This window comes from Tropicimonas sp. IMCC34011, assembly GCF_003390865.1.
Lineage (GTDB): Bacteria > Pseudomonadota > Alphaproteobacteria > Rhodobacterales > Rhodobacteraceae > Tropicimonas_B.
The window spans coordinates 16,925-38,044 of record NZ_QMEJ01000005.1; the positions used below are offsets into that span (position 1 = coordinate 16,925).

Consider the following 21,120-nt stretch of genomic DNA (forward strand, 5'->3'; position numbering starts at 1 on the left):
GGCTGCACCTACGGGCAAACCCAGTGTGACGAGTGGGAACGTTGCCAACTGCATGAGGGCGTTTCGACGGTTCATGGTGGCGCTCCTATAGTGTAACATGTATGGTTATCTATAGAGGGTTGCGGAGAGGATGTAACCCCGTCTGTTACGATATGAGGCAAGATGTGAATCGCGATGGCCGTTTCTCACGTGTGCTGCACGTCATGATCCACATGGCTCTGCGCGACAGGGTCATGTCCTCGACCGAAATCGCTAAGATGCTTACGACGAACCCTGTCGTGGTGCGTCGGATGCTGGCAGGTTTGCGCGATGGTGGATTTGTCGAAACGTCAAAAGGGCCTGGTGGAGGCTGGCGGGTTGTCAAATCGCTCGACGCCATGACCCTGAGAGACATCTTCGATGCCTTGGACCGTCCGGGGATAAATGCCGGCGGCACGTCCCAGGATCATCCAGGTTGCCCCGTCGAGGCAGCGGTTAACGTCGCATTGGCCGACGTCGATGATGCCGTGACTGACATGATGTTGACCCGCTATGCGGCAATAACTCTCGCGGACATCGCCCACGCCGCAAAGACGGCCTCCTGACGATGACCGCTTTGTCCGCTCAGCGGACGTTGGCTGTCGGAAAATGCTGAGCGACGCACGAACGACCGCTTCGTTGAAGCTGCGTCGCGGCATGGTAACCAAGTCCCAAGGTCGGCAATGGGCCGGGAGCGCCCTGAGCAGCCGGACCTGTCGATTGCCAGCTACGGGCCGCGAGCGACGACGGGCACACCTAAGCGGTAGGAATCCCGCCGCGGTGCCGCATGATCGCTTAGAGCCCATACTGCCCAGCATGATTTGAGATTTGGGCCGCGACGCTTGCCTTGTCGATAACAGACCAGACGGTCCGTATCCTGCCATTACGAAATTCATAGAATACGTTCTCGGCGAAGCGGACACGTTTTTTGTTCACAGGCAGGCCGAAGAGCTGGCCCATCGGTGTGCAGTCGAATGAAAGCCTGCTTGCGATCATGGGCGGGTCGCAGACAAGAAAGGCAATATTGAACGAAAGATCGGGGATGGCTCGGAAATCCTCGACTAGCATGTCGCGGTAGCCGTCAAACCCAATGGTCCTCCCGTTATATTCAACGTTGTCCGCAACATGGTGCTGGAGGTTGCTCCAGTCTTGGGCGTTCAAGCAGTCAATGTATTCCCGGTAGGCATCTATAATTTCCTCCCGCTGCATCGGCTCACCTCGTTATACCTGCTTATTCTATCTCGAGTAGCAAAGATTGCGCAGCAATGGCATGCCCGCTTCGCCCGCTCAGCGGTCAACTGACGAACTCAAATGCTGCAGTATCGACGAACGACTGCTTTGGAGAAGCCGCCCTGCAGCAGTCTAAGCCACAGCCAACGGCTGCTAAGGGCCGGGAGCGCCGGAAAGCCAAGTCACGGACACACCTGCCGCCATTGAAGCTTCCTATGTTTGGTGTTGTTCGGGCCGGTGCTAAGCGGATCTCTCTCGTTAAGGTGTGTCACGCGGATCTGCGGACGCTTCCGCCCCTAAGCAATGGTCAGGTTCCTTCTCGTCGCTGCATGCGAAAAGAATATTCATACGGCGCAGACAAGGTCAGGTAGGAAGCGGCGGTTGCCTGCCCCCGCAACCAACACTAATTCCCCCATGTTATCAGTATCTTGGCGATGGGCCCCGCCGAGTGTCGCCGCTTTTGCGGTCGGCGACGGAGCTTCGCACCCTGTCGCGAGCTGAAGCAGAGCCGCAAGCGCGCCGTGCAGATCGATGCTCAGGTCGCCATCAGCCTCAGGTGTCAGAACGATCCGCTCGACCAGGCCGCGTAGGGCGTCCTTCGCTGCCTCCATGCCGTCCGCGTCGCCAAGTCCCCGGATCAGTGCCCCGACGCGATCGCGGTAGGTCACGGCCATCCCCGGATGGTAGCGGAGAGGGGAGGGCGCGGTTGTCGCCGCCAGCTCCGCCTCGAGATCTCTGCGCCGGGCGTCGAGCGCGATCATCCGATCCTTCACCTGCTCTGCGGGCACGCCGGCCACGATCGCATCCACAAGTTTGCCATGATCGGCTCGCGTGCGGGCGAGGTCGCTTTCCAGGGCGCTCCGCCCCGCCAGGGACGCGGCCTGAAGCCGATTGCGTTCGGCGGCATATTCCCGGCAGAAGTCCTCGACAAGGCCCGGATCCATAAGGTGGTGCTCCAGGGCATTCAGCACCCGGCTCTCCAGATCCACGCGCTTGATTGTCGCCATATTGCTGCAGATGGCGCGACCCTTGTTGCGTGCCTGCGAGCAGCCGAACGCGTCCTGGCTGACCTTGGCGAAGCCGCCGCCGCAGCAACCGCACCGCATCAGACCCGAGAACAGGAACTTTGGCCGACGCCGGTCCCAGACCGGGACGGATGTTCCTGCACAGACGAGAGTACGCTGCCGGCTGCGGACCGCCTGCCACAGCTCGTCCTCCACGATGCGCAACTCGGGGATCTCCGTTACCTCCCACTCCTCCTCGGGGTTCATGCCCGAAGGACGTCGAGAAAGAGGCAAACGACATCACGCGTGATTGTGCATGTGAAGACCTCGGCCGCGAGCGGTTAAAGTCTAAAGTCAATGCGTTCTCGATGCAGCGAGCGCCGCGGCGTTGCCGGACCGCCATTTACGTCCGAGCAAGCCGATGGGCATATGTCTGGCAGGCGAGAGAAAGGACATGGCATGAGGACCAGTGACCGGATACCTTGGCGCGTCATCCTTCTCGCGGCCACGCTCAGCGGGGCACCATCTGTTCCGTTTGCATCCGAGCGAGAGGGATCTGTGGCGACCGTGCCGAGGTCGACGACGGGGATGGCCTAAGGGTCGGGCCCATGGCAATCAGCATCCACGGCATCGATGCTCCTGAGGCCGGGTAGATCGGCCGCGCCGGGAAAGGTGGCCACTGGGCCTGTGGCGTCCAGGTGATCGCGGCTCTCGACGCTATGACCGGCAACCGTCAGGTCGTGTGCATCGCCGTGGATCGGGATGGCTATGGCCGCAACGGTGCGCGTTGTAGAGCCCATGGCGAAGACGTAGCCGAAGCTCTCGTCCGGGTCGGCCTCATCGGGCGTACCGCGAATACCGTTCCGACTACGTCGAGCTTGAGAACACGATCCGCAAACGCGGCCGCGGTATTCGGCGGGCGCCAGCCGAGCCGGCCTGGGAGTTTCGTGCCGACCGTTGGGGCCGAGCCGCCGCCACCGGGCCAGACGGATGCCCCGATCAAGGGCAACATCGCTAAGGACGAAGAGCGGATATACCACAGGCCATGGTCGTCGTGGTCCGCGCGGACCGAGAACAACCTGGCGGGGAGGAACGCTGGTTCTGCGACGAAGCGGAGGCGGTCGCCGCCGGGTGGGCGCGGCGTGCGAGAGCGGTAAGTCACCGAGCCATTCGACGCTGCGAGCGGCCCATCACCTGACCGAATGGATCGTGTCGCCCGGCCGGCGCGGCCAGAGCAAGTCGGGGTATTTTTCGTGAACCCGACAGGCGGCCGGGTGGGCGCGGCGGCTTGCGCATTGGTTGGCGGTCTTGATCATCTTCCGGCGTAGATCGCAGCAGCCTGTGTCCGTGACCGGACATTCAGTTTCGACATGATTTCGCGCAGGTGGTAATCTACTGTGCGTCGGTTCTTGCTGAGAATGACGGCAATCTCAAGGTTGGTCTTGCCTTGCGAAACCCAGTCCAGAATCTCCAGCTGGAGGGAGGACAACTGCTTTAATCCCAAAAGTTGGTTGGATGGGAGGAGCGATTGTTCCTTCAGGCCTGAAAGGCGGGCCATCGCGATATGGCCAAGGATAGCAGTTGCGCTCACGGAATCGGGTGTCAATTTCTCAGGGTCAAGCGCGAGCAGCGTCATCGCGGAAAGCCGATCGGGATCATATCGCAGGGGCACGGTAATGCCTCCGGCAATGCCCTGGCTGGCGACGTACTCGGCATATTCTTGATGGTAGCCGCCCCAGTCCAGAGTGTGCCACGCGAACGCGCTTTTCGCTTCTACAGAGATTGCGATTAGCGGATCCCGGTGCGCCCATTCGCCGCGGGCATATTCTTCCAGCTGTTCGGCCGTCCACGTGGTCATCGTCGGGGCCTCCATGAACTCCCGGCGATGCGTCTTGTCGATGCTGATGTTGTAGGAAACGAACCCCAGGTCTCGTGTCTCCTTGGTCAGCGCGTCCTGCAGCTCAGGCTTGGATGTTGCTGACATCAAGCGCGGGAGCGCTTCTGCTAGAGCTTTCAACATCATGGCCTCCCCATTCCCAGGCCGTTCGGCCGGTTCCCCGGATCATTGAGCATCCGAAGCCCGGTGGTCATCCACCAGCTTTCCTCCGGCATAATTCGCGGCCGGCTGCAACTAGTATTTTTGCCAGTTGCAGCCGGCTTTTTGTTGTTCCAGCCCAAGACCTTACTGTAAGTCCGCCGAGCGCCGTTTGCGGCAGGTTCAAGTGTTCAAAGTTCCCATTTCTGGTCGGATCAACTTCGTCGGTGGGGCTAAAAAAGAGGGGCGGGCTCCATCATGCGGATGACTCTGTTTTCGAAAGCTCAGGGCGGCAAGTCTCGCGACCTGGACGGCAGCGTCGTGCAACTGGAAGAGCCGTCTGTCGTGCAGCTTCAGATCGGTCCCGAAGACGTGGCCCGATTCGACCGCGATGGAAGTGACCTCGTGCTCGTCCTGAAGGACGGCTCCATGCTTCGGCTGGTCAATTTCTTCGTCGTCACCGAGGAGGGGCGGCACGACCTGACTTTCGTCGACGAGCACGGTGTCAATTGGTGGGGCCAGTATGGCGAGGTCTGGGACGGCTTCGACATTGCGGAGATCGAGCAGATAAACGCATTCGCGCCGTACATCGCCCCGGGCCTCGGCCTGTTGGGTGCGGGGGTGGCCGCGGCCGCACTTGCCTATGACCCGAACTCGCCGCCCGACGTGACCCCCGACAGCCGGGTCACCGAAGAGGATACCCCCGTCGAAGGCGTGGTGATCGCGACGGACGAAGACGATGACACCCTGTCCTACGAGGTGACCACGCAGCCAAAGAACGGCACCGTGGTGATGAACCCCGAGACCGGCGAATATACCTACACGCCGGGCCCGGACTACAACGGCCCCGACAGCTTCAAGGTGACTGTCTCTGACGGCAACGGAGAGTCCAAGACCGTCACAGTGGACATCACGGTCACCCCGGTTAACGACGCCCCCGTTGCGACGCCCGACAGCCAGGAGACCCCCGAGGATACCCCTGTCGATGGTCAGGTGACGGCCGAGGACGTTGATGGCGATACGCTGGCCTTCGAGGTCACGGACGGTCCCGCCAACGGGACGGTAGAGATCGATCCCGAGACCGGCGAATACACCTACACGCCGGGCCCGGACTACAACGGCGATGACAGCTTCGACATCACCGTCACCGACGGCAACGGCGGCTCCGATACCGTGACGGTCAAGATCACGGTCACCCCGGTTAACGACGCCCCCGTTGCGACGCCCGACAGCCAGGAGACCCCTGAGGATACCCCTGTCGATGGTCAGGTGACGGCCGAGGACGTTGATGGCGATACGCTGGCCTTCGAGGTCACGGAGGGTCCCGCCAACGGAACGGTCGAGATCGATCCCGAGACCGGCGAATACACCTACACGCCGGGCCAGGACTACAACGGCGAGGACAGCTTCGACGTCACCGTCACCGACGGCAACGGCGGCTCTGACACCGTGACGGTCGAGATCACGGTCACCCCGGTTAACGACGCCCCCGTTGCGACGCCCGACAGCCAGGAGACCCCCGAGGATACCCCTGTCGATGGCCAGGTGACGGCCGAGGATGTCGACGGCGATACGCTGGCCTTCGAGGTCACGGACGGTCCCGCCAACGGGACGGTCGAGATCGACCCCGAGACCGGCGAATACACCTACACGCCGGGCCAGGACTACAACGGCGAGGACAGCTTCGACGTCACCGTCACCGACGGCAACGGCGGCTCTGACACCGTGACGGTCGAGATCACCGTGACCCCGGTCAATGATCCGGCCACCATCAGCGGCGACTTGACCGGCGCGGTCGAGGAGGCCGGCGGGGTGGACAACGGCACGCCCGGTACTCAGACGGCCAGTGGCACTGCCTCCGTCACCGACGTAGACGAGGGGGAATCCTTTTTCCGTGAGCCGGACAGCCTCGAGGGGACCTACGGCACGTTCACCTTCAATGCCGAAAACGGCGCATGGACCTACACTCTCGACGACACGCGCCCGGCGACAGAGGCGCTGGCCGACGGCCAGGAAGTCACCGACACCCTCAACGTCACCAGCCTCGACGGCACCGCCACCGAGACGATCACCGTTACCGTAACCGGCCAGAATGACAGCGCTCAGGTGACCGACGACACCGGCGCCGTGACCGAGGACAGCGGCCTCGACGATGGAATGCTCACCACCTCCGGCTCCATCGAGGTTACCGACAAGGATACCGGCGAGGCCGAACTGGCTCCTGCAGAAAGCAGCTTCGTGAGCGGCAGCCACGGAGGCAGCTCGTCTCTGGGCACGCTGACCGTCAACGCCGATGGCACCTGGTCCTACCAGATCGGCAACAGCCTAACCGAGGTCCAGTCACTCCCCGAGGACGGGACCCTGACCGAGACCTTCATCGTCACATCTGCCGATGGGACCGCCACCGGCACGATCATCGTCACTGTGACCGGCACCAACGACGACCCGGTGATCTCTGGCGCGGCGACCGGCACGGTGACCGAGGACGGGACGAGTCCGGCAACCGGCATCCTCGAAGTCGATGACATCGACATCGGCGACACCCACACCTGGGCGGTGACCGAGAACGGTGAATACGGCACACTGATTCTCCCCGGTTCGGACGGGAGCTGGAGCTACACGCTCGACAACTCCAACGCGGCGGTCCAGGCGCTGGCCGAGGGCGAAACCATGACCGACGAGGTGACCGTCCGGGTCAGCGACAACAACGGCGGCTTTTCCGAGCAGGTTGTGAGCATCACCATCACCGGCACCAACGACGCGCCGGTGATCGACGAAGCAGGCTCCGACCTGACCGGATCGGTGACCGAGCTGGCCGACGGCGACGAGAACGAGAACGCCTTCGAGCACAGCACCTCCGGCACGATCACCGCCAGCGACGTCGACAATGCCGGCGTCCTGAGCGCGTCCGTCGCGCCGAGCGAGGGGGCCACGAACTACCTCGGGACCTTCACGGTGGGTGAGGTCGATCCGACGACCGGCGAGGCAGAGTGGACCTTCACGGTCGATGACGAGGACCTCGACAGCCTGGGCGCCGACGCGGTGCTGACCCAGACCTATGACGTGACCATCGAAGACGACAATGGCGGCAGCGACGTGGTGTCCGTCACCGTCACCGTGAACGGCACCAACGACCAGCCGCTCCCGACCGATGACGCCTCGATCATCGGAATGGACGATGTGGCCATCCTCGACGTGCTGGAAAACGACACCGACGTCGATGCCGGCGAAACCGAGACCCTTCAGGTCACCGTCGTCGACGGCCAGGAGATTGCGCCGGGCGGCACCATCACCCTTCAGAGCGGCAATGGCACCGTGTCGCTCTCTGGGCGGGGGGAGCTGAGCTTCACTCCCGCCGGGGGTCTCACCGGCCAGGTCACCATCGGCTACACCGTCGACGACGGCAGCGGGACGGGCAATTCCAGCGCCTCGGCCGACTGGGTCGTCAACGTGGCAGGGGTCGCAATTTCCGACAACGCCGGCCCGGGCGGCGAGGCCCCGGGGGACGGCGTCCTTGCTTCCGTCGACGACCTGACGGCGGTCGAGATCGAAGGCTTTGCCGCCGTGGGCGGCTCCGTCAACTCGATCGTGATTACCGACGGCAATGGCGGCAGCGTTACCCTGACCGACGTTCCCGTCGACGCCGACGGCACCTATTCGATCACTGCCGACCTGAGCGAGCTGGACAACGGCACCCTGACGGTCACCGCGAGCGTTGAGGATCGCAGCGGCAACCCCGCCACGACCACCGACACCATCCTCCTCGACACCGTGACGGAGGTCACCATCGACCCGATCCTGATCGAGGACGGCGAGGCTCCGGTTATCACCGGCACCGCCGAGGAGGGCAGCACCGTCATCGTCAATGTCAACGGTACGGACCGTACGGCCGATGTCGATGCGTCGGGCAACTGGAGCCTGACCCTGCCGGGCCCGATCACCGAGGACGAGGTCACCGTGACTGCCACCTCGACGGATGCGTATGGCAACGTCGACACCGATGAGCGTACGGTCAGCGACTTGTCCGCCACTGACGAGGACGCGAGCGAAGGTCCCGATATCCTCGTCGCCGAATCCGCCCTCGAGGGCGGCAGCGACGAAGGCAGCGGCGCCGATGCGGCCGAGTCCACCTTCACCCTCGGCGGTGACCTCGAGGACCTCGCATCCGTCGTCATCGGCGGCACCGTCTCGAACGGCGCCCTGTCCGGCGGCACCACCTTCACGATCGAAGAGCTGCAGGCCATCGTAACTGACGGCCCCCTCGATCCGGTGACCACGGAATACGGCACCCTGACCATCACCGGCTTCGACAGCGATACCGGAGTGGTAAGCTACACCTACGCCCTCAGTGGCAACACCGAGGACCATACCGACGAGAGCGCGAACGACGTCGTCACCGAGACGGTCGGCATCGCGGTGATCGAGGAGGACGGCGACACTCGGGTCGACCGGCTCACCGTTGGCGTCCTCGACGACGCGCCCGAAACCCCGGTCGACGATCCGGCCTTGACGGTGGTCGAAGGGGGCGTGGCTATCGGCTCCGCCACCGCCGGCGGAGCCAACCTCCTGGCCAACGACACGCTCGGCGCGGACGGCGGACGGGTTAACACCGTCTTCTACACAGACCGGAATGGCGATCCGGCCGAGGTGACGCTGGCCGAAGGCGGCACCGAGGAGGTCGACACCCGGTACGGCACCCTCACCGTCAGCAGCGACGGCACCTGGAGCTACGAGCCCCTGTCCTCCGTGGACCACGAGTTGCCGGACAACGACGACAGTCTTCAGGACAACTTCACCTACAACACCATCGATGCGGACGGCGACGTCTCGCCCGGGGTCGGGGCCCAGCCGATCGCGGTTCTCGACACCGTGCCAGAGTTCGGTACCCCCGAGAACGCCGAGGTGGATGAGGCGAACCTCGCTTCGGGCACCGACCCCGACGGCGCCGAGCTGTCCCGGTCCGGCAGCCTGAACCTGGCTCCCGGCCAGGACGGCTTCGGAGTTCAATTGACCACCGACAGCGCCCCCGCGGGCCTGACCTCGGGTGGTGACCCCATCCGCTACACCCTGTCCGAGGACGGGCTGACCCTGACCGCCGACACGGGCGAGGGGACCGATCCGGTCTTCACCGTCACCATCACCGATCCGGCCAACGCCGACGCTGGCTACACCTTCGACCTGCTCCGCCCGCTCGATCACACCGGGGGCAGCTCCCTCGACCTGGTCTTCGGAGTTGAGGTCACCGACGAGGACGGCGACACCGACCAGGCCCAGTTCACCGTCGCGGTCGGCGACGATGCGCCCGCCTCGACCATCGAGCGGACCGTGGACGAGGACAGCAGCGGCTTCACCGTCAACACCTCGGCCGACGCCAATGCCGCCAATACCAGCATCTCGCAGGGCGGCACGCCTCTGACCGGGACCACCGACCCCGAGACCGGTGAGGTCGTCTACGACAGCGAGCACGGCACCGTGACCATCGCCCCGGACGGCAGCGTCAGCTACGTGCCCGCCCCGGACTTCAGCGGGGAAGAGGTCTTCGAGATCGTCACCCAGGACGACCAGGCAACGCCCTCGACAATCACCGTGACGGCCAATGTCACCCCCGTGGCCGACGCCGCCGAGGTGACGGTGGACGACGACCGGATCGGCACCGTCGAGGATACGGCGGTCGCTCTCGGGCTGAACGCTCCGGTCATCACCGACGACGGGACGGGGACCGGCAACAACGCCCGGCCCGAACGGATCGGCGCCATCACCTTGTCCGGCCTGCCCGAAGGGGCAATCCTCGGCTGGGCCGGCCAGACCTTGACCGTGGACGCCAGCGGCGAGGTCACGATCGAGCTGACCGACCCGGGCCTTTCGGTCACCGGGCTGGACGCGGACATCAGCATGACCGCCGCCGAGTTCGAGACGCTTGAAGTGACACCGCCGGCCAACAGCTCCGCCAACTTCGACGTGACCTACGACGTTACCAGCTACGAGGTGGACGAGACCGGCGCTGTCCTCGTGGCCGAGGGCGCCGAGAGCAGCGATACGGTCAGAGTCTTCGTGCAGGCGGCGACCGACCCCGCCACCTTGACCTACGACACCGGCGTCGATGCCTCTGCGGTCGAGAACGCGACGAGCATCGTCTATTCCGGCACCGGCGGGAACACCGTGGCCGAGGTCACCGTGGCCGAGGATACGGTCGTCGACCTCGCCGATGTCCTCGCCGCCAGCTTTGCCGACCTCGACGGCAGCGAGAAGCGGTCGATCACCATCTCCAACGGCTCGGGCGAGCCCATCGTGGTGAACGGCCAGACCGTCGCGGCAGGGGGCAGTATAACGCTCGGGGGCGGCAGCCTGTCCACCTCCACCACCGGCTTCCCGAAAATCGAGATCGGGGGCACCTCCGATTTCGCAGGTGACCTCGACAACATCACCGTGACGTTGAACGCGCGGGATCAGGATGCTGACGGCTACCTCGACGGGGGCACCCCGACCCGACGCAGGGTGCCGGGCCTGCCCGAAGCCGACGACTCCGACAACTCGGTGACGCTGAACCTGCGGGTGACGCCGGTCGCCGACGACGTGATCGTCGCGGACGTGACCACCGAAGAGGACACGCCTGCGAACTTCCTCTCCGGAGTGCGTCTCGGCGATACCAGCGGCGGGGCCGCGGAGGGCGGGTCCGAGATCATCACCGCTATCTCCTTCGACATCCCCGAAGGTTGGGTGGTGACGGAATCGGATGTCTCGAACGGCGCCACCGCCGACATCACCGAGGTCGACGGCACCTACACCATCACCTTCACCGGCGGCACAGAGGCGGAGCGCGAGCAGTACCTCGACGGCTTCACCATCACACCACCCGCCCATGACAGCGGCGACGCGACGATCACCCTGCGGGTATCGAGCGTCGACGAGGCCGAGGTCGGCGGCGGGGCGGTCACCGACACGGTGACCGAGGCCGAACACGACGTAACCATCACGGTGACGCCCGTGGCCGAACAGGTGGGCGTGGATTCCGATGGCGATGGCACTATCGACCTGACGATGACGCCGGGGGTCGAGTACAGCTCGGCCGCCCTCGAAGACACCTGGTTCGATCTCAACAGCGACGGCTTCGAGCTTCAGGCCGGCTGGACGAACCAGGATGCGGAGGAAGAGACCTTCGCCCGCCTGACCCCCGAACTGATCGAAGGGGATGGCAGCGCGGCGGATGCCACGGGCTCAATGTTCCAATGGGTTGAAGGCGGCGCCACGAAGACCGCGATCTTCGACGGGGCCACTCCCATCGACGTGCCCGTCGACTCCCTGGGGTCTCTCCAGTTCAAGGCCGCCGAGGACTTCTCGGGCGCCTTCCGCATCCGCGTGCAGGCCTACACGGTCGACGAGGATGATGACGGCGGCACCACAGTCGAGGCGGTGAGCGGCGAGGCCTTCCTCGAGAACCTCGTGGTCGAACCCGTCGCGGACGAGGTCACGCTCGCCCTCGGAGCCCGCGCCCGCGGGAACGAGGATACGGACATCCCGCTCAACATTCGTCCCACCAGCTCGGACCCGTCGGAAACCTTCGACGTCACCATCGATGATATCCCCGAAGGATCCGTCCTGACGTATGACGGTACCGTGCTGACCGTTATGGGCGGCTCCGTCACGATCACGGACTTCGACGCCGGCCTGCCGCTGACCCTGCGCCCGCCGTTCGACAGCAACGAAGACTTCATCCTTGAGGTCTCGGCGCAGTCCGTCGACCGGGTGACCATCGACGATGTCGAATATGTTGATCGCTCCGAGGTGGAGAGCCTGTCGATCAACGTTCAGGTGCGCGGCGTCGCCGACCCGGCCATCGTCGAGCTGACCCCGCAGACCTACGAGGAACAGGCGATCGACAGCGGCACCGAGACCATCGCGCTGACCGACCTCGTCTCCGTCGCGCTCGGCGACGCCGACGGCTCCGAGATGCTGACGGTGCGGGTGACAGGCCTGCCCGAAGGCTTCGGCCTGACCCAAGGCACCCTGACGACGGGGACCGACGAGTCTGGCGAGGATCGGATCTGGATCCTGCGGGCTGCCCAGCTGGACACGGTCGAAATCACCGTGCCGCAGAACTTCAGCGGCGAGGTGACCTTCGGCGTCTCTCCGGTCACGACCGAGAACGACGGCGCCTCCCGGACCGGGGCGCAGGTGCCTGTCACCTTCACGGTCGAACCTTCGCCCGAGGCGACGGTCACCACCGCGGCTTCCATCGTAGAGGACCGGCTGCAAAGCCTGAACTTCGGCATCGTCCCTCAGAACGGCGATACCGACGAGGTGATCGAGGCGGTCCGCATCGCAGTGGCCCAGACCGTGGGGAAGGACTTCACGCTCTACGTGGCCGGCGAGCCGATCAGCAACCTGACGCCGGTCAATGACGGCGGGACGGCCTACTACGAGCTGACGCCCGAACAGGCCGAAACGCTCGCCGCCCTGGGGGCGGAGAACCTTGACGGCGATCTCGGCAGCTTCGAGCTGGAATATCGGATAACCGATCCGGGGGACGGGACCGTGGATCCGGTGACCAGCGACTGGCAGTCCTCCACCTTCGAGATCACCGGCACGCCCGCGACCGACCAGCCTGACCTGACGCTCAGCGGCTTCGCCCTCGCCGGTGGCAACGGCACGGTGGACGGGGGCGACATCACCGTGACCGCCCCCGGCGAACAGGTCACGATGACGCTCAACGTGGGCGCCGCCGACACCGATGGCAGCGAGCATGTCGTCCGGGTCATCCTCGACAACGTCCCGGAGGGCGTGACCGTCGAGGACGCCGAACTGGTGGGGCAGGGCAGGTGGCTGCTGATCTACGAAAACGTGGACGCCCTGCCGATCAACGACGCAGGCGGTCTTGACCTGCCGGTCGTGCTCAGCGTCGGCAGCGCCGCCGGCGACCGGGACAACGTGCCGATCTCGGTCACCGTCCAGACGCAAGACCGGGGCGACCGGCCTGACTCTCCGGCGGCTGTTCTTCAGGACAGCGCAACCTGGACCCTGACCACCGACTTCTCCGCCCAGGAAGGCGGAGAGCCGCCGGCGATCGAGGCTTGGGCGTACAACGATGCCGCCGCGACCGAGGATCTGCCCTTCACGCTGAACAGCGTGGTGACCGGCACGATCACCGTGTCCGACCCTGCCGCAAGCGTCCTGACCGTGACCATCACGGACCTGCCCATGGGTACCATCGTCGAGGGTATGGTGCGCACGACGGTGGACGGCGAGCCGGTCTGGACGGCCTCCGTCACCACCAGCCCGGATGATGACACCGAGGCGGCGCAGGCCAGGCTCGACGCGCTGCTCGACAGCATCACCCTCCAGGTTGCCCCCGACGCCAACGACAACAACCTAGCCGAGGAGTTCACGCTGAACGCGACGCTGACCACCGCTCTTGCCGGCGGCGGCGATCCGAACGAGGAGACGCTGAGCGACGTGATCCCGGTGCAGCCCGTCACCGACGAGGCAAACGTGTCCATCGCCCTCGGCGCCGCGGACGAAGACGGGAGGCTGACCGAGGCCGATACGGAGATCCCGCTGACCCTGACCGTGACCAACTCGGCCGACGGGGACGCAGGCTCCATCGTGGGCGGCGAGGTCTACCTGCAGGTGACCGGCACCGACGGGCTCGGCGATGGCACGCTGACCGTGGATGGCGTGGTCTACGAGCGGACGAGCATCACCGGTGAAGACGGCATCCCTGACGGCGACTATTACGTCATCCCCGGGGCCGAGATGGGCGTGCCGCTCGACATGGTCTTCACACCGGGCACCGTGACCGCAGGAGAGGTGACCGTGGAGGCCTGGGTTCGCAACATCGAGACCGGGGGGGAGACGCTGACCTCCTCGGGGCCCGCGACCCTGCCGATCGAGATCAGCAACGACGGCGTGATCGTCGACGCCGAGGCCCCGTTCACCGGTCCCGAAGCCGCGGACAGCACCGCCTCCTCGCTGATCCAGCTGGACCTGTCGCTTTCGCTGGTCGATTCCGACGGCTCCGAGGTCATTACCACGGTGCTGCTGCCGAACCTGCCCGAAGGTTTCCAGGTCTACACCGGCGCCGATGCGGCGAGTGCCACCATGGCGGTCAACGCCGGCGGCGACGGGACCACGAACACCTGGTTGTTGGTGGGCGATGGAGAGGCGATGCCCGAGTACATCGGTATCCTGCCGCCGCAGAACTGGAGCGGCACGCTCGAGGACCTCGCCCTGACGGTCATTTCCGGTGAGACGGCGCTGACGGAGGACCGGGTCGACACGGTGGAGATCGGCGATCTGGTGGTGACACCCGTCGCCAACGGGATCACCCTCGATCCGACCAACTCCTTCGGGACGGAGGGGCGGATCATCCCGATCAACCTCAACGCCTCGCTGGCGGATCCCGGCGACGCCTCGGTGCCCGGCGCACCGGATGGCAGCACCGAGACGGTGACGCTCGAAATCGAGGGGCTGGGCGAGTACGCTTCGCTTTACCTCGGTACCACGCTGCTGACCGAAGGAGTCACCTACGATGCGGGATCGGGCACCTATACGGTGGCCGGCCTCACGCAGGACGAGATCGACACGCTCGGCTTTCGTCAGGCTTCGACCGGACTTACGGACCAAGACGGCGCCACCGGCGGGCTCCAGCTCAAGGTGACGGCGCGGTCGGTAGACGGTACGGACGAATCCGATCCCGTGGAGGGCTTCGTGACGGTGAACCAGACGGGCCAGCAGGGTTCGGCTGCGGACAACACGCTGATCTGGACCGGCCAGCTCATCAACGGCCGGGGCGGGGTCGACACCGTGCTTTTCCGCGAGGGCGAGAGCTTGAGCGGATCCGAGCTCGGGGCCAACCTGCGCAACATCGAGGTGCTCGATCTCTCCATCGACGGGGCCAACAGGATCACTGACCTGACCCCTGAGCAGGTGGCCGCCATGACCAGTGCGCCCCGCGCCCTGACGGTCACCGGCGATGCCGAGGACAGCCTGTCGCTCTCGGGCGACTGGCTCGACAACGGCGACGGCATTTGGACCGGCACCACCGCCGGCGGCCAGGAGGTGACCCTGACGGTCGAGGATGTCTCGATCACCCCGCCGCCTGCACCCTCCATGGCCTTCTCGATGAGTTCCTTCGAAGGCGGCGACGGATCCGATGTGTTCGGGTTGTCGGGGATCGAGAGCCTCGAGGCCGAGACAAGGAGGGCTTCGCAAGAGCCCACGCGCGAAGGCGACGGCACCGCCACCGAGGAGGCGGCAGAAGAGCTCAGCTTCGAGACGCTGATCGCCGAGGGCGGCAGCGAGGAGGAATTGGCCGACCTCCTCCCGGAGGAAGACGCCGATCGTGCCGGCAGTACAGGCACCTCCGCGCCAGACGGCATCACCGGCTTCGAACCGGCATCGCCGCTCGACGACGAACTTCAGCCGGGCGCGGAATACGCGGCGTAGCGAGATGGCGAAAATCACCACGGCAACCGGGGCTGCAGGATCAGCCGCCCCGGGCCTCACGCACCAGGGCTGGACCGAAGCGGTGCTGCGCGTTGCCGCGCAGTACCGCCTTGCCGTGTCGCCCGAACGGGTTCGGGTCGATCTGTCGTGGGCGGCCGAGGGCGACCGGCTGACCACCTTGGCCCGGTCCGCGGGCCTGTCCATCCGCAAGGCGGAGCAGGGGGCAGAGGGCCTCTCCCAAATGCGCCTGCCCATGGTGGCCGAATTCGAAAGCGGCGAGATCGGTGTCATCGAGCGGGAAACCTCGGACGGCTTCGGCGTGGTGCTTGCCGGGGACGGGGGGCTTGAGACGCCCATCGGGCGGGACGAGCTCGCCGCCCGCCTCCGCGGCCTCTACGTCCTGCGGCCCCTGACGGGCCGTCCGGATCGCCGGATCGACAGCTACATCGAACCCTGGCGCCCGGACTGGTTGCGCAGCATCGCGCTGGCGGACATGCGGCCCTACCGGTCGGTGATGATCGCCTCGGTGGTCAGCAACGTGCTGGCACTGGCCGGCACGATCTTTGCCATGCAGGTTTACGACCGGGTGGTGCCCGGCCAATCGATGAGCACGCTCTGGGTGCTTTTCATCGGCGTGATGATGGCCATGGGCTTCGGCTTGATGATGAAGCTCGCCCGCAGCCGGATCACCGATGTCTCCGGCAAGGCGGCGGACCTGCGCATCTCCGACAAGGTCTTCGGCCATGCGCTCAGGGTGCGCAACACCGCGCGGCCCCGGTCCACCGGCACCTTCATCTCGCAGATACGCGAGCTGGAACATGTCCGTGAGATGCTGACCTCGACCACCGTCGCGGCCATCGCGGACCTGCCGTTCTTCGCGCTGTTCTGCGTGCTCTTCTGGTACATCGCGGGGGTGCTGGTCTGGATCCCGCTCGTCGCGATGGTTCTGCTGGTCCTGCCGGGCATTCTCGCCCAGAAGCGGCTGCGACGGCTGGCCGAGGCGAACACGCGGGAAAGCGCCTTGCGCAGCGCCATGCTGGTCGAGACGATCCAGGGCCTCGACGACATCAAGTCGCTGCAGGCCGAGACGCGGTTCCAGAACCTCTGGAACCACTACAACGAGACAACGTCGGGCTCCGCAATGGAACTGCGCGACCTCGTCGGGCGGCTAGGGTCCTGGGCGCAAACGGTACAGGGCGGGGTCTTTGCCGTCGTCATCTTCTTCGGCGCGCCGATGGTCATGGCCGGCGACATGAGCACTGGCGTTCTCGTCGCCGCGTCCATGCTGTCCTCGCGGATGCTCGCGCCGCTCGCCTCGGTCACCCAGATCCTCAGCCGGTGGCAGCAGGCGCAGGTGGCGCGGGGCGCGCTGGACCAGCTGATGGCGCTGCCGGTCGACACCGCAGCCGAGGAAACGCGCATCCACCGGCCGGTCATCCACGGGGCCTTCCGGCTCAAGGGTGCGGTCTTCGGCCATGCCCCGCAGGCTCCCGCGCTTAAGGTCGCCGACCTCAGGGTCGAACCGGGCGAGCGGATCGCCATCCTCGGGCGTAACGGCGCCGGAAAGTCCACACTGCTGGCAGGCCTTGCCGGCCTGCTGGAACCGATGGCGGGCGAGGTCCGGGTCGACGATGTGGTCATGGGCCTCGTCGATCCCGGCGACATCCGCCGCGACATTGGCCTTATGGGGCAGGATGCCCGGCTGTTCCACGGCACCCTGCGCGAGAACTTGACCCTTGGCGCCCCCGGGGCTCAGGACGACGCCATCCTCGGCCTGTTGAGCAAGATGGGGCTGGCCGACTTCGTTCAGGCGCTGCCCGACGGCCTCGACCACATGGTGCAGGAAGGGGGGCTGGGCCTTTCGGGCGGCCAGAAGCAGGGCCTCCTTCTGGCGCGGCTCCTGCTGCGCCGGCCCAACGTGCTTCTTCTCGATGAACCCACGGCGTCATTCGACGAGGTGTCCGAGGCGGCGGTGATCGACCTTCTGAGCAGACTTGACCCCGCCGTTTCCGTTATCATCGCCACCCACCGCCCGGCGGTCCTGCGGATGGCGAGCCGGCTCATCGTCGTCAGCAACGGCGCTATCCTCCTGGACGGGCCCAAGGACGAGGTGCTGGCCCAGCTGCGCGCCGGGAAACGGGCGGCATGAGCGTGATCGACTCCTCTTTCGGCGGGCAAACCGAAACGGTCTATTCCGACACCCGCCCACAGCGGCGTCTGGTCTGGCTGGTCTTCGTGATGCTGATCGCCTTCCTCGCCTGGGCATGGTGGTACCCACTGGTCGAGGTGTCGCGCGGGCAGGGAACCGTCGTGCCCAGCTCGCGGGAGCAGGTGATCCAGTCCCTCGAAGGTGGCATCGTTTCCGAGATCTTCGTGCGCGAGGGCGACACCGTCGAGGCCGGCGAGGTGCTGGCCCGCCTCGACGCGACGCGTTCCGCCTCCAACATGGAAGAGGCTGCCGCTCGCTACCATGCGGCCATCGCCGCCGCCGCCCGGCTCCGGGCCGAACTGGACGAGGCCGACGCGGTGACGTTCCCCGCCGCTCTGGACGGCGCGGAATTTGATGAGCTGCGCGCCAACGAGCTGGCGCTGTTCCGGTCCCGGCGGCTCAGCCTCGACGAATCCCTCTCGGGCCTTCGCGACGGGCTCGAGCTGACCCGCGAGGAACTCGATATCACGGAGCGCCTGCAGGACAGCGGCGCCGCCAGCCGGGTCGAGGTGATCCGTCTGCGCCGCGAGGCCGCGCAGGCCCAGCTCGAGATCGCCCGACTGGTCACGGAACGCAGCGTGCAGATCGGCGAGGAACTCCAGCGCGTGAACTCGGAGGCCGAGGTGCAGGGATCGATCCTGCGGGGCCGGGAGGACCAGCTCCAGCGGCTGACCTTCCGGGCCCCCATGCGCGGCATCGTCAACGACATCGAGGTGACCACCATAGGCGGCGTCGTGCCCCCGGGCGGGCGGCTTATGACCGTTGTGCCCCTCGACGACCAACTGGTCATCGAGGCCCGGATCTCGCCCCGCGACATCGCTTATATTCACCCCGGGCAGGAGGCGCTGGTGCGCCTGTCCGCCTATGACTACTCGATCTTCGGCGGGCTCGAGGGGGAGGTGAGGACGATCTCGCCCAACACCGTCCGCGACGAAGTGAACCCCGAGCAGGTTTACTACCGGGTCTACATCCGGACCGAGCAGACCTTTCTCGAGAACGCGGCCGGCACCCGCTTCCCTATCGTCCCCGGGATGATCGCCACGGTGGACATCCAGACCGGCGAGAAGACGGTCTGGCAATATCTCATCAAACCGTTCAATCGCGCGCAGGAAGCCCTGCGCGAGCGATGACACCGCATCTTTTTTTGGCCCGGCAGCCGTCCGCCGGAACAGACCTAACCGACCGAGAGACCACGAGATGATCAAGACAGCCCGACACTATCGCCCCTTGCGCGCCACCCTCGTCGCGCTGGCCGCAGTAGCCACCCTTGCCTCCGCAGGGTCATGGTCCGGCGTCGCGGACGCGCAGGTCGTCGACCCTCTGAACGCCGTAGAGCCGGGCAAAGGCTTCAGTGGGGTCAGTCGCTCCAACGAAAGCATGGACCAGCGCTACTCCCGCACGGGGACCGCGCTCAGCATCGCGCAGGTCCGCCAGGTGGCCATCGGCCAGACCCGCGAGGAACTCCTCGCCGTACTCGGCCGCCCGACCGGTCAGCACCGGAACGGCGCATGGGAATTCCAGCTCGCGCTGCCCTTCCTGGAGAACGACCATTTGATCTGTCAGTACATGGTCTTCTTCGACGGGAACGGCCTCCTGGAACAGGCCGTCTGGCGCCGCCCGCAATGCGCCGACCTTGTCACCGCGGGACTGAACTGAGCCGATGCTACCGAGGCGGGAGAGAGTGACGGACGGGCGGGACGGCCGGGCAGGGAGATTTGCCGTCCTGGCGGTTGCGCTGCTGGCTGGCTGCTCTGGTCTGCGTGGCCCCGAGGGGACGGAAGCGGCTCTGCGCGACCAGGCTGCGGCCCTGCCGGCCCTCGGCCGGTCGTCTGGCCAATCCGCCGCCGACGCGGCCCGGAACGGGGTCCTGATGAGCCCCTCGGTGCGGGAGGCCGCGAGCCTTGTCTCGGCCAGCGCAGATGAAGTCAGGGTCGCCCGGGCCGCGCTTTTCCCCAGTCTCAGCTTGTCCCTTGGCGGCGGTGTGGGGGATGCGGGGCAGGGCGACGCCGCCGTCGACCTCGTGGGGGAGCAGCAACTCACCTCCTTCGGCGAGACCGACCGGGCGATCCGGATCGCCGACCTCGATCTTCAGCTTCGGTTTCTCGACTTCCAGACGGAGGTCGACGAAACCCTGATCGACGTCCTTCACGCGGTGCAGGACGTGGCGATGCAGAAGGAACTGCTGTCCGTCCACAATGCGCACCTTCAGCAGCTGCAGCATCTTGCAGGGCTGGTCGCGGCACGGATCGAGAACGGCGCCTCCACACGGACAGAGGCGCTGGAAGCCCGGTCGCGCCTGCAGGCGGCCGAATTCACCGTGCTCGATACCGAGCTTGCCCTGGCCGAGGCACGCGACACGCTGTTCCGGCTCAGCGGTCAATCCGAGGGGGCACCGCTCGACGTCGTGGCGGAGTCCTGCGGCACCTCGGCGCTGTCCGAGGAGATGGTTCGCGCAAGGCTCGAATTCCTTCGCTCGCGCCTCGAGCTCGAGCGGGCCGATCGGGCCCGGCTGCCCGGGATCACCGCCTCGCCTCTGGTGAGGGGAGACGTGGCAGATGGCAGCACCTCCGTCGGTCTGAACGTCGGCGTGCGGTCGGACGTTCTGCAGGGCGGCGCGCTGACGGCACGCGCCCGCGCAGCGCGCAACGCGCTCGCCGCCGCCGAGGCCCGGGTCGAGACCGTTGCCCTCGAGCAGGATCTCGAGGAGAGGGGACTGGCCCGGAGCATCGCCACCGGCGCACAACGTGTCGGGCTGCTGGAGCGTCAGATCGCGCTCCTCGCCGAAACGCGGGATCTCTACCGGACCCAGTACTTCGACCTCGGCACACGCAGGTTGACCGAGCTCCTCGAGCAGGAGCAGGACTATTCGATGCGCCGCGCCGAACTCGTCGAGGAACGGGCGGAGCTGATGAAGTCACGCATCAACTGTGCGGCGCGCGAACGGACCCTGCGTGGTCAGCTGAACATCGAGGCCCAGTCGCTCTACGGATTTCCATTAACGCCTAACCCTGCTTGAGGCTAAACTCCGGCTTCACAATTTCCAGTTTTCAAAGGGCAGATCAGTCGTGGCTCGCAACCCTGCGCCTAGCTTAGTTCATCAGGCCAACCGGGGAGCGCAATACTTCTCTGTCGATGATCAGGCGCTACTGCGAAGATACGAAATCCCAATCCCGCTCGCCCTA

The 21,120-nt window shown here is 65.8% G+C and carries 9 protein-coding genes; 6 read left to right on the forward strand and 3 right to left on the reverse strand.

All coding sequences use genetic code 11. The features are described from left to right. Positions 1–152: 152 nt before the first annotated feature. Positions 153–584, forward strand: a complete 432-nt coding sequence (locus DQG15_RS14525; RefSeq protein WP_116086430.1) for an Rrf2 family transcriptional regulator — start codon at positions 153–155, stop codon at positions 582–584. A 229-nt stretch (positions 585–813) separates the two neighbouring features. Here DQG15_RS14525 and DQG15_RS14530 read toward each other — a convergent pair whose 3' ends face one another. The 3 genes from DQG15_RS14530 to DQG15_RS14540 form a co-directional block, all read right to left on the reverse strand. Then, positions 814–1,227 carry an ester cyclase gene (locus tag DQG15_RS14530; protein WP_116086432.1) on the reverse strand — a complete coding sequence of 138 codons (414 nt, stop codon included), beginning with the start codon at positions 1,225–1,227 and terminating at the stop codon, positions 814–816. 365 nt (positions 1,228–1,592) lie between these two features. After that, complete coding sequence (locus DQG15_RS14535) at positions 1,593–2,519, reverse strand: zinc ribbon domain-containing protein (protein WP_116086434.1); 927 nt, start codon at positions 2,517–2,519, stop codon at positions 1,593–1,595. 1,045 nt (positions 2,520–3,564) lie between these two features. Beyond that, complete coding sequence (locus DQG15_RS14540; RefSeq protein WP_232830871.1) at positions 3,565–4,236, reverse strand: LuxR family transcriptional regulator; 672 nt, start codon at positions 4,234–4,236, stop codon at positions 3,565–3,567. Positions 4,237–4,545: 309 nt separating this feature from the next. Here DQG15_RS14540 and DQG15_RS14545 point away from each other — a divergent pair, with 309 nt between their 5' ends. The 5 genes from DQG15_RS14545 (at position 4,546) to DQG15_RS14565 (ending at position 20,954) form a co-directional block, all read left to right on the forward strand. Further along, on the forward strand, positions 4,546–15,729 hold the full coding sequence (locus DQG15_RS14545) for an Ig-like domain-containing protein (protein ID WP_116086438.1): 11,184 nt from the start codon (positions 4,546–4,548) through the stop codon (positions 15,727–15,729). A gap of 4 nt (positions 15,730–15,733) precedes the next feature. After that, the gene (locus DQG15_RS14550) at positions 15,734–17,878 is read left to right on the forward strand and encodes a type I secretion system permease/ATPase (RefSeq protein ID WP_116086440.1); all 2,145 of its coding nucleotides are present in this window, start codon (positions 15,734–15,736) and stop codon (positions 17,876–17,878) included. Then, positions 17,875–19,068: an HlyD family efflux transporter periplasmic adaptor subunit gene (locus tag DQG15_RS14555; RefSeq protein WP_116086442.1), complete on the forward strand. Its 1,194-nt coding sequence runs from the start codon at positions 17,875–17,877 to the stop codon at positions 19,066–19,068. Before DQG15_RS14550 ends, DQG15_RS14555 begins: the two co-directional genes overlap by 4 nt. A gap of 67 nt (positions 19,069–19,135) precedes the next feature. Next, the gene (locus DQG15_RS14560; RefSeq protein ID WP_116086444.1) at positions 19,136–19,594 is read left to right on the forward strand and encodes an outer membrane protein assembly factor BamE; all 459 of its coding nucleotides are present in this window, start codon (positions 19,136–19,138) and stop codon (positions 19,592–19,594) included. Positions 19,595–19,619: 25 nt separating this feature from the next. Beyond that, positions 19,620–20,954, forward strand: a complete 1,335-nt coding sequence (locus tag DQG15_RS14565) for a TolC family protein (RefSeq protein ID WP_157969014.1) — start codon at positions 19,620–19,622, stop codon at positions 20,952–20,954. The last annotated feature ends 166 nt before the right edge of the window (positions 20,955–21,120 follow it).